The 9,268-nt window shown below is 46.6% G+C and carries 10 protein-coding genes; all 10 read right to left on the reverse strand.

All coding sequences use genetic code 11. From position 1 onward, the window contains the following. Positions 1-477: 477 nt before the first annotated feature. The 10 genes from IH879_13835 to IH879_13880 all read right to left on the reverse strand — a co-directional run bounded on the left by IH879_13835 (position 478) and on the right by IH879_13880 (position 8,579). On the reverse strand, positions 478-1,650 hold the full coding sequence (locus tag IH879_13835; protein ID MCH7676016.1) for a VWA domain-containing protein: 1,173 nt from the start codon (positions 1,648-1,650) through the stop codon (positions 478-480). 26 nt (positions 1,651-1,676) lie between these two features. After that, a complete protein-coding gene (locus tag IH879_13840; GenBank protein ID MCH7676017.1) occupies positions 1,677-2,576 on the reverse strand; it encodes a MoxR family ATPase in 900 nt (299 codons plus the stop codon). Positions 2,577-2,593: 17 nt separating this feature from the next. Next, a complete protein-coding gene (locus IH879_13845; protein ID MCH7676018.1) occupies positions 2,594-3,007 on the reverse strand; it encodes a PIN domain-containing protein in 414 nt (137 codons plus the stop codon). Then, on the reverse strand, positions 2,997-3,212 hold the full coding sequence (locus IH879_13850; protein ID MCH7676019.1) for a hypothetical protein: 216 nt from the start codon (positions 3,210-3,212) through the stop codon (positions 2,997-2,999). Before IH879_13850 ends, IH879_13845 begins: the two co-directional genes overlap by 11 nt. A gap of 33 nt (positions 3,213-3,245) precedes the next feature. Beyond that, complete coding sequence (locus IH879_13855; protein ID MCH7676020.1) at positions 3,246-3,503, reverse strand: hypothetical protein; 258 nt, start codon at positions 3,501-3,503, stop codon at positions 3,246-3,248. Between the two features lie 116 nt (positions 3,504-3,619). After that, a complete protein-coding gene (locus IH879_13860; GenBank protein ID MCH7676021.1) occupies positions 3,620-4,483 on the reverse strand; it encodes a xanthine dehydrogenase family protein subunit M in 864 nt (287 codons plus the stop codon). Positions 4,484-4,661: 178 nt separating this feature from the next. Then, entirely contained in the window at positions 4,662-7,013 is a 2,352-nt protein-coding gene (locus IH879_13865; GenBank protein ID MCH7676022.1) for a xanthine dehydrogenase family protein molybdopterin-binding subunit, read from the reverse strand. Between the two features lie 30 nt (positions 7,014-7,043). After that, the gene (locus IH879_13870) at positions 7,044-7,502 is read right to left on the reverse strand and encodes a (2Fe-2S)-binding protein (protein MCH7676023.1); all 459 of its coding nucleotides are present in this window, start codon (positions 7,500-7,502) and stop codon (positions 7,044-7,046) included. Between the two features lie 191 nt (positions 7,503-7,693). Further along, positions 7,694-7,813, reverse strand: coding sequence for a YHS domain-containing protein (locus tag IH879_13875; protein ID MCH7676024.1), 120 nt, complete (start codon positions 7,811-7,813; stop codon positions 7,694-7,696). 262 nt (positions 7,814-8,075) lie between these two features. After that, on the reverse strand, positions 8,076-8,579 hold the full coding sequence (locus tag IH879_13880; GenBank protein MCH7676025.1) for a carbon monoxide dehydrogenase subunit G: 504 nt from the start codon (positions 8,577-8,579) through the stop codon (positions 8,076-8,078). Between the last annotated feature and the right edge of the window lie 689 nt (positions 8,580-9,268).

The following is a 9,268-nucleotide window of genomic DNA, read 5'->3' on the forward strand; positions in this document are numbered from 1 at the left end:
AAGCATGGGGACGAAAATCTGGATTTGGCAAGGAACCAGAGTCACATTGTAAACAGACAAAGATATGGGCATGAAAATGTCTGTCGCCGCAACAGAAATCAGTGAATCTTTTGATCTAAAAAAGTTGACCGTGCGAGAGACATCGATTACAAGGAGATGGGAGATATAATGATTTTTCAGAGTCGCAAGGGATTTGGCAGGGGGGGTTCTCTGCGCGCTGTTCCTGACAAAAAAGATGCTTTTGCTGAAATAGTATCAGGCGATCCTGGGAAGAGATCGTACAAAAAAGTGGCAGGATTTCCACTCTCAATAATTCAACCCGCACTTAAAACAGACTTAACCTTTACGATTTGGAATCCATGTCTTCCCGGACGGCGTCATTCAAACCTTTGGCCTCGGTGGCCGGTATCTATATCTGAAAGGTTTGCTGGACTGGCAATTTATGAGAGAATTAGGATTTGAAAAAAGATCGAAATATCAAACTGAGGATAAAACTTCGCCAATCTGTTCTAATGATTCCAAATTATGCACCGGCAAAAAGTCATCGATGTATGGCATAGCAGCTTTAATGCCACGGGTCAAAGGCTCATAGTTTTCATATCCTAAAAGAGGATTGAGCCATATCAAACGATAGCAGTTTCGCGATAGCCGGGCTACTTCCCGTTCAAAAAGAGGAATATCTCCCCGGTCCCAGCCGTCACTGATGACCATTACAACGGCCCCACTGCGGAGCACCCGTCTCGCCCAGAGATAGTTGAAATCTTTGAGTGCGTCACCAATGCGAGTTCCTCCCGCCCAATCGTTCACTTTCTGCGAAACTGAGCTAACAGCATCATCTATGTCACGTTGCTTCAAATAACGCGTGATGCGGGTGAGCCGGGTTCCGAAGACGAAAGTTTCGACGCGCCGCATACCTGCGGTAATAGTGTGTATAAAATGCAGCAGCATGCGCGAGTAGCGTTCCATAGAGCCGCTGATATCACACAGAACTACAATATCGCGCATCCTGGTTTGATTGCCGCGCCAACTCAATTGAATCAATTCTCCTTCGTTGCGCATACTTTGACGCACGGTTTTGCGCAAGTCAAGCATTCGCCCTTTTGCGTTGGGATTAAATCGGCGTGTGCGTTTGCTTGGAATGTTCCAGTTCATTTCACTCAACACCTGCCTGGCCATCACAACTTCTTCATTTGTAAATGCAGCAAAATCCTTTTTGCGCAAAACCTCCAACGGGCTATAAGTTAAGACCAGATCGACGGCTTCTTTTTGTTCATTTTTCGGCCGGGATTGGGGCGGTTTGATTTGAGCTTCATTTTCCGCGAGGGCCTGTTTAACCCGGAGAGATTGTTTGGATTGCGCTGTCTCGGGCATTTTAAGTTGTGGCAGGATGAGACTCATCACTTGCGGCAACTTCGAAGGCGCACGCCAAAACAGGTGAAACGCCTGGTTGAAAAGCTCGACCTGTTCTTTACGGGTCACGAAGACGCTGAACAGAGCCTGGTAAACATCCGCGCGGCTCCGCAGTCCGATAAGCTGCATGGCACGCATGGCATCCATGATTTGTCCGGTTGCCACTTCCAGTCCGGCGCGGCGCAGCACGCGTCCAAAGGCAATGATGTGTTGAGTGATTCGATTTGGCTTTGGGGACATAATGATTGGATTGGGAAATGGGGGAGCTATGCGGCTTCAGCTCTGATCTTTTCAACTATTTTTGCAGCTTCATGACCTTTGACTTTGGCGATATCATCCTGATATTTTAGCAATGTGCCCAAGGTATCATCAATCAATTCCGGCTTTAACTCCGTTTCCGAAAGGGTTAAGAGGGCGGCTGACCAATCCAGCGTTTCAGCCACGCCCGGTAGTTTGTATAAGTCCATGGTGCGCAGCTCCTGCACAAAAGTCACGATTTCGTGGGCTAATTTTTTAGCAATGTCGGGCGCTTTGGCCATGACAATCTCATATTCTTTTTCGGCGGATGGATAATCGATCCAGAAATAGAGGCAGCGGCGTTTGAGCGCGTCGTGAATTTCGCGGGTACGATTGGAGGTGATGATGACCACCGGAGGTTTTTTGGCAGTGATGGTGCCGATTTCCGGAATGGTGATCTGAAAATCGGAAAGCAACTCTAACAAGAAGGCTTCGAACTCTTCGTCGGCGCGATCGAGTTCGTCGATGAGCAGGACCGGGGCTTTGGTTTCGCCGCTAATGGCCTGCAACAGCGGCCGCTGAATCAGAAATTCCGGCCCGAATATTTCGTGCTGAATTTTCTTCTCATCTTTGCCACCGGCTGCTTCAAGCAACCGGATGTGCAGCATTTGACGCGCGTAGTTCCACTCATAGACTGCGTTGTGCACATCCAGCCCTTCATAGCACTGCAGTCTGATCAGCTCGGTATCGAGCATGGCCGCAAGAACTTTCGCCACTTCGGTTTTGCCCACACCGGCTTCCCCTTCGAGGAAAACCGGGCGGCCCATTTTGAGGGCGAGAAAAATGGTGGTAGCTAAACTGCGATCGGTGATGTAGTTTTGCTTTTGGAGGGCTTTTTCGACGGCTTTAATGGAAGGATAGGAAGGCATGCGTCATGTTCTCTTGCTTATTGAAAAGGGCTTATAATATGAAGGCTCTTTTCGATCAATTGCTCGTGTTGCAAATCTTCCGAATATAAAGCATGACAATTATTCAGTAAAGCCGCCGCAATCATCGAGCTATCCCAATAGGAATATTGATGCTGTTTGTTTATCTCGATTGCTTTTAAAACATTTACCGCCTCAATTTCAATAACCGAAAAGGTAGCTACCATCTCGACAATTATTGCTTCTGCCTCGTCTTTTGTTCGGTAACTCTTTTTTGTCAGCACGTTATAAAGTTCACCCAATACTTGTGTACTCACGATAATCGTATCAAAATTTTCACCAATCAGTTTGATAACTTTTTGGTATTTTTCTTTAGGATCTTTAGAATATAAGTAAACCCAAAGATTCGTGTCGATTAAGATTTTATCGCTCATGTAAATTTTCTCTATCAAATTTATAGTCTTTAGGTAATTTGAAAGCGTGCTTATCTATAAATTCAAAAAACCTTTCCTTTTTGACTTCGCTCGATTCCTGTTCAAATAGAATAACTTTAAATTTTCTCCCTTCTTTTTCGATTCCCAACCTTTTATCTAAAATAAGAGTACCATTCTTATAAGTGGCATTTAGTAATACTTGCATCGTAATACCTCAATTATGTTATTTATTTAAAAATTAACTCAATACAAGTTCAAGTTTTTCGATTATTGTCTGAATTGGCCGCATTTTTTTTATATTAATGAAAACAATCTTCTGTCCCTTTTCAGCTTGTTTCTGGGCTAAATTTCTACTCCAACGATTGAATTCATCATCCTCAAGTTGCATGGCTACTAAAGCGCGATCAGGAATTGAATCAGCAAATTCGGGATTTTCAAAAATGAACCGGTCGAATTCAGTGACCAATTGGGCATTCTTGCGTTCAAATTTATTCATAACTATTATAACATATAAATTTTAAGGTATTTTTGCAATATCTTTTCAAACTAAAAAATAAAGCCCGCTTCTCAAATAAAAAGAACGGGCTTGTAAAGTCGCAAAAATCCCAACAATTACTTCGCTCGTGCCGCCGCAGTCATCAATGCTCGCTTTGCCATTACCGAACAGAAATGTGCCCGATACTCCGCCGACGCAAACAAATCACTCAGCAAGTCAGCCGGATCAGCGACTTTGGCAGTTGCGTCGGAAATGGTTTGTTCATCCAACGCTTTGCCGGTCAGTGCATTCTCAACATCTGTGGCACGAAAGGGCGATGCTGCGGCACCTGTCACGCCAACTCTTGCGGCAGTGCATTTTCCACCATCCACAGTGACCACAACCGCGACGCCAACAACTGCAAAGCGGGATGCAGGATGCGGGAATTTTTCGTAAGCCGCACCCGTACCTTTCCCCACAAGGGGGAAGCTGACTTTTGTAATCATTTCATCATCTTTAAGCGCTGTTTCGAACAACTCCGTGAAAAAGTCGTCTGCGACAATCGTTCTGCTGCCGGATTTACCTTCGACATGAATGTCCGCGTTTAATGCCAAAACCAGCGCCGGATAATCAGCGGCCGGATCGGCATGGGCCAAACTGCCGCCAATCGTGCCGCGATTGCGGACTTGCGGGTCGCCAATTTTACCGGCGGCTTCAGCCAAGACGCCACACTCCTTCTTGATGACATCGGAGTGTTCAACGGCACGGTGGGTTGCGAACGCTCCAATCTCTATTTTATCTCCACTCATTTTTATTTCACTCAGTTCACCGATTCCCGAAACATCAATTAGAGTCGAAGGCGTGCTTAGCCTGAATTTCATGGCCGGAATTAAGCTGTGCCCGCCTGCCAGCAACTTTGCGCCATCACCATGCTGGGAGAGCAGCGAGATCGCATCTTTTACGGAATTGGCGCGAACGTATTCAAAATTACTTGGAATCATTTTTTAAGCTCCTTATTGAAAAAATAACTTGGGCTGCTCTAAAAGCCAAAAGAGTGTTGTCATTTCGGGCGAATGCGAGAAATCTGAAAGCCCAAAATTTGTGCATTAACAATATAATTTTGTAATTTTTACGACTCATTTGTTGTCAGATTCCTCCCTTTGGTCGCAATGGCATTTTTCATCGATTGCCGTTTCCGTGAATGGCATTCCATACCCGTTGTGGTGTAAACGGCATTTGAAGATCCTTCACGCCGAGGTGAGCCACAGCATCGATTACCGCGTTTGCAATACACGCCGTTGAAGCAATGGTGCCCGCTTCGCCGGCACCTTTTACTCCCAGAGGATTATCCGGACAGGGCGTCGTTGTGCGATCGATTTCAAATGAAGGCAGGTCATCCGCTTTTGGAATAGCATAATCCATCATGGTGCCGGTCAAGAGTTGACCGCTGTCATCGTAAACGGCCTCTTCCCAGAGCACCTGTCCTGCGCCCTGGGCAATGCCGCCATGTAGCTGCCCATCTACGATCATGGGATTGATGACATTGCCAACATCATCAACTGCAACATATTTTAAGATTTTAACTTTGCCGGTGTCAGGATCGATTTCAACAGAGCAAATGTGAGTGCCAAACGGAAAGGTGAAATTCTTCGGATCCCAAAAGGCATTGTCCTCAAGACCGGGCTCGAGATCTTCGGGATAGTCGTGCGGAACGTAAGCGATCAGGGCAACTTCCGCAAAGGTGACCGATTTGTCTGTGCCTTTGACCGTCCAGCTGCCGTCTGCAAATTCGAGGTCGTCTGCTGAAGCCTCGAGTTTGTGCGCAGCGATTTTCTTGGCTTTCTCTTTGATTTTTTCTATCGCTTTATAAATAGCGTTGCCACCCACGGCGATGCTGCGTGAACCGTAGGTTCCCATTCCAAATGGAATCTGGGCCGTATCACCATGCACGACTTCAACATCATCTATGGAAATGCCGAACCCATCAGCGGCGACTTGCGCAAAAGTGGTTTCATGACCCTGCCCATGCGAATGCGAGCCGGTATAGACCATCACTTTACCGGTGGGGTGTACCCGAACGCTCGCGCCTTCATAAAGACCGGCACGGAGGCCAATCGCCCCCGCTACTTTGGATGGGGCAATGCCACAAGCTTCAATGTAAGCGGAAAACCCAATCCCCAGCAAACGGCCTTGATCTCTGGCTTGTTTCTGTTCTTCGCGCAGCTTCTTATAATTGATCATTTGCAAAGCTTTATCCAAAGCCGGCTCGTAATTTCCGCTGTCGTACTGCATCACAACCGGCGTTTGATAAGGAAAAGCATCAGGCGCGATGAAATTTTTGCGCCGCAACTCTGCCGGATCCATATTCATCTCACGGGCAGCCGTATCCATTAATCTTTCGATAACATAGGTTGCTTCGGGACGTCCGGCGCCGCGATACGCATCTACAGGCGTCGTATTGGTAAAAACACCCGTGACCTGAACATAAATGCTCTTGGTTTTGTATTGACCGGCCAGGAGAGTGCCGTAAAGCCAGGTTGGAATGCCGCCGGCCAATGTGGAAAGGTACGCGCCCAAATTGGCCACTGTATTCACCCGAAGTCCTAAAATATTTCCGTCTTTATCAAACCCCATTTCAGCGGTGGTATGGTGATCTCTGCCGTGGGCATCGGTCAGGTAACTTTCACTCCTTTCCGCCGTCCATTTTATGGGCCGTTCAATTTTGCGCGTCGCCCATGACATAATAATTTCTTCCGGGTAATGGCAAATTTTACTGCCAAAACCGCCGCCCACATCCGGTGAGATAATCCGGACCTTGTGTTCCGGAATTCCCAAAACAAAAGCACACATCAACAACCGAATGAGGTGCGGATTCTGTGAGCTGGTATACAAAGTAAGCTCGTCTCTGCCAGCATCATAATCACCGATTGCCGAACGCGGCTCAATGGCGTTGGCAATCAACCTTTGGTTTACGATTTCCAGCTTTGTGGTGCGGTGTGAATTTTTGAGTGCATTATCCGCTGCATCCTTATCCCCAAGTTCCCAAACAAAGGAAACGTTATCGGGCGCTTCGTCGTGGAGGGCCGGCGCGCCTTTTTCCATTGCCTTTGCTCCATCAGTCACAGCCGGCAGTATTTCATAATCGACCTCAACTAATTCTGCGGCATCTTTTGCAGCGTAGCGGTCTTCCGCAATGACGACCGCAACGCCATCGCCGACGTGTCTAACTTTGCCCACTGCCAACGGCGGATGCGGCGGCTCTTTCATGTCTTCGCCGATTTGCCAGCCGTTTGGCACCGAACCTACGCCATCGGCTTCCATGTCTTTGCCGGTAAAAATGGCGACTACCCCGGGCTGGGCTTTTGCTTGATCAACATTAATAGATTTGATTTTGGCATGGGCATGCGGACTCCGGACAATGTAAGCATGGGTCATGTTTGGTAAAACAATATCGTCGGTATATCGCCCCCTGCCGGTAATAAATCGCCCGTCTTCCTTTCGTTTAACGGAAGCCCCAATATATTTTGACATTTTTTATCTCCTTAAAAGAATTTCAAAACTTTACTCGGCTGCTTTTTGAACCGCTTTTACGATATTGTGATAACCGGTGCAGCGGCAGTAATTGCCCTCGAGGGCATGCCGAATCTCTTCTTCGTTTGGCTTCGAATTGTGCTGCAAGAAATCATAAACCGACAGAATGACGCCGGGCGTGCAGAAACCGCACTGCAGTCCGTGTTCTTCGCGGAAAGCTTCCTGCAGCGGATGTAGCTCCCCATTTTTAGCAAGTCCTTCAATTGTGGTGACTTCCCGGCCGTCGGCCTGCACGGCAAACATGGTGCACGACTTGCTGGAAATGCCGTCCACCAGCACGGTACAGGCGCCGCACTGGCTGGTATCGCAGCCTATATGTGTTCCGGTCAACCGCAGGTCATCTCTGAGAAAATGAACGAGGAGTACACGCGGCTCCACCTGGGCTTCGTGGGCAACACCGTTGACGTTTACGTTGATGGTATGGGTCATGCTTCCCTCCTGATTTTCTTCTTTTTTAATCCACTTTAAAAGCTATTTAAATTATTCAGGTTAGGTTAAAAGTAATCTTTGTGAACTTTGTGTCTTCTTCGTGACCTTTGTGGTGAACCCTTTGGTTGCAGCTTCGCCGCGTTAGGGATTAGTCAGGTATGAATGGTCACTATCAATTCACCATGGCCATCTTATTGGCTATATCTTTCCGGCTCCGATGCGAACTTCTGCAGACACCCGGTACAACAAAAGTAAAAGTAGTTACTCTGATATTCCGTTTTGAATTTGGCTGATTTTATATTTACGGTCATGCCACAGATGGGATCGATGGCTTCATCCGCAGATTGCGTAACCTCCTTTTCGGGTTCTTTAGTTTCCTCTGCGGATTTTCGTCGCCTGAATTCGACAATCTCTGCTAAAATACTCAGTGCAATTTCATACCTGGGGATCCAAAAGCAGCTCCCAGATCACCTGTCGGGGAGCTTTAAAAGCATAATTCCCTTCTAATTTCATGGACTTCCTTCCAGAGATTTGATTGTTAAAAACATAGTTGGGACTAGATAGCGGTCATGCTCATTCAAATTTCTCTCCGAGCTTATTCGAAGTTGCCGAAGGTTCGAAATGATTTTTCAACTGTAGTCTCTCTTCTATTTTTTCCTTAAGGTTATTGACCCCTTTGCTGATCAGCATCTTCGAAGCAGCATCGATGAGACGTTGCCCAATCCGCGCGATGGTGCCGCCAATGTTGACCTCACCATCATACTTGATCACCGTTCCATCTTGATTGGCCTCTAAGACGACCTGGGTGTCGGCGTTAACGAATCCACCTTTGCCGTTTCCTTCAACTTTAAGCCGATAGCTATTAGGTCGGTTTTTGTCATAGATAGAAAACTTCGTGGTATAGCGGCTGGAAATAGCACCGACTTTTGCTTCGATGATTCCGGTGAAATGATCTTCTTCTGTTTGTTTGAGCTCTTTGCAGCCGGGCATGATTTCCTTCAAAAATTCGGGATCCTGCAGCAAATCCCATAATTTTTCAGGTGTGCCGGCAACAGTGAGACTGCCTTCAATCTTCATGAAAAGCCTCAATAGAGATTATAGATGCAATCGGATAGGTCGTTCTTAAGGTGCCCATAAGGGTACATAAAACTCAAAAAAATGTCAAGTTTTTTTTGCATTGCGTGAGATTTTTTCAGCACAGAGTTCATTAACGGTCCCCCCATTCGGCTTGAGGAATGCAGCTAAAATAGCTGCGGCGATCGGTGATCCCACCTAAAATACGCTTTTGGCAATTAGCTCTTGGCCTTTGGCTCTTAATTTTTCAAGACCTTACGACCTGCTATCAAATCACCTGCGAGGTGATTTACAATAACCATTTTAACTGACTAATTTAATTTTATTAGCTCATGGTTATTGGCATAGTGAAAGTGCACCGGTAAAGGTGTACTTGAATGTCAAAAAATATCTTAGCTTACTGTCGTACTGGTCGCTGGACTCAATCACCCGTGCAGGATTTTGCTCGAGATAATGCTGCAAACAGTTGGAATGGCTGGAGTGTATACAGACATATTTTCTGTGAATGGAGCGAATTCGTTAGCGGCGACAGACCGGAAAGAGGCTGTCGGAAACCTGTCCGCATTGTTTTGATTTCTACGATCTTAACCGCATGGGGTTGAAGCCGCCCTTAAACAATACCGGGAGTTAAAAGACACCATCCGAACGATTACAGTTTTTCCGAAGGCCAATTGAATAACTTAGGCTATCAA

It is taken from the genome of candidate division KSB1 bacterium (genome assembly GCA_022562085.1).
Lineage (GTDB): Bacteria > Zhuqueibacterota > Zhuqueibacteria > Oceanimicrobiales > Oceanimicrobiaceae > Oceanimicrobium.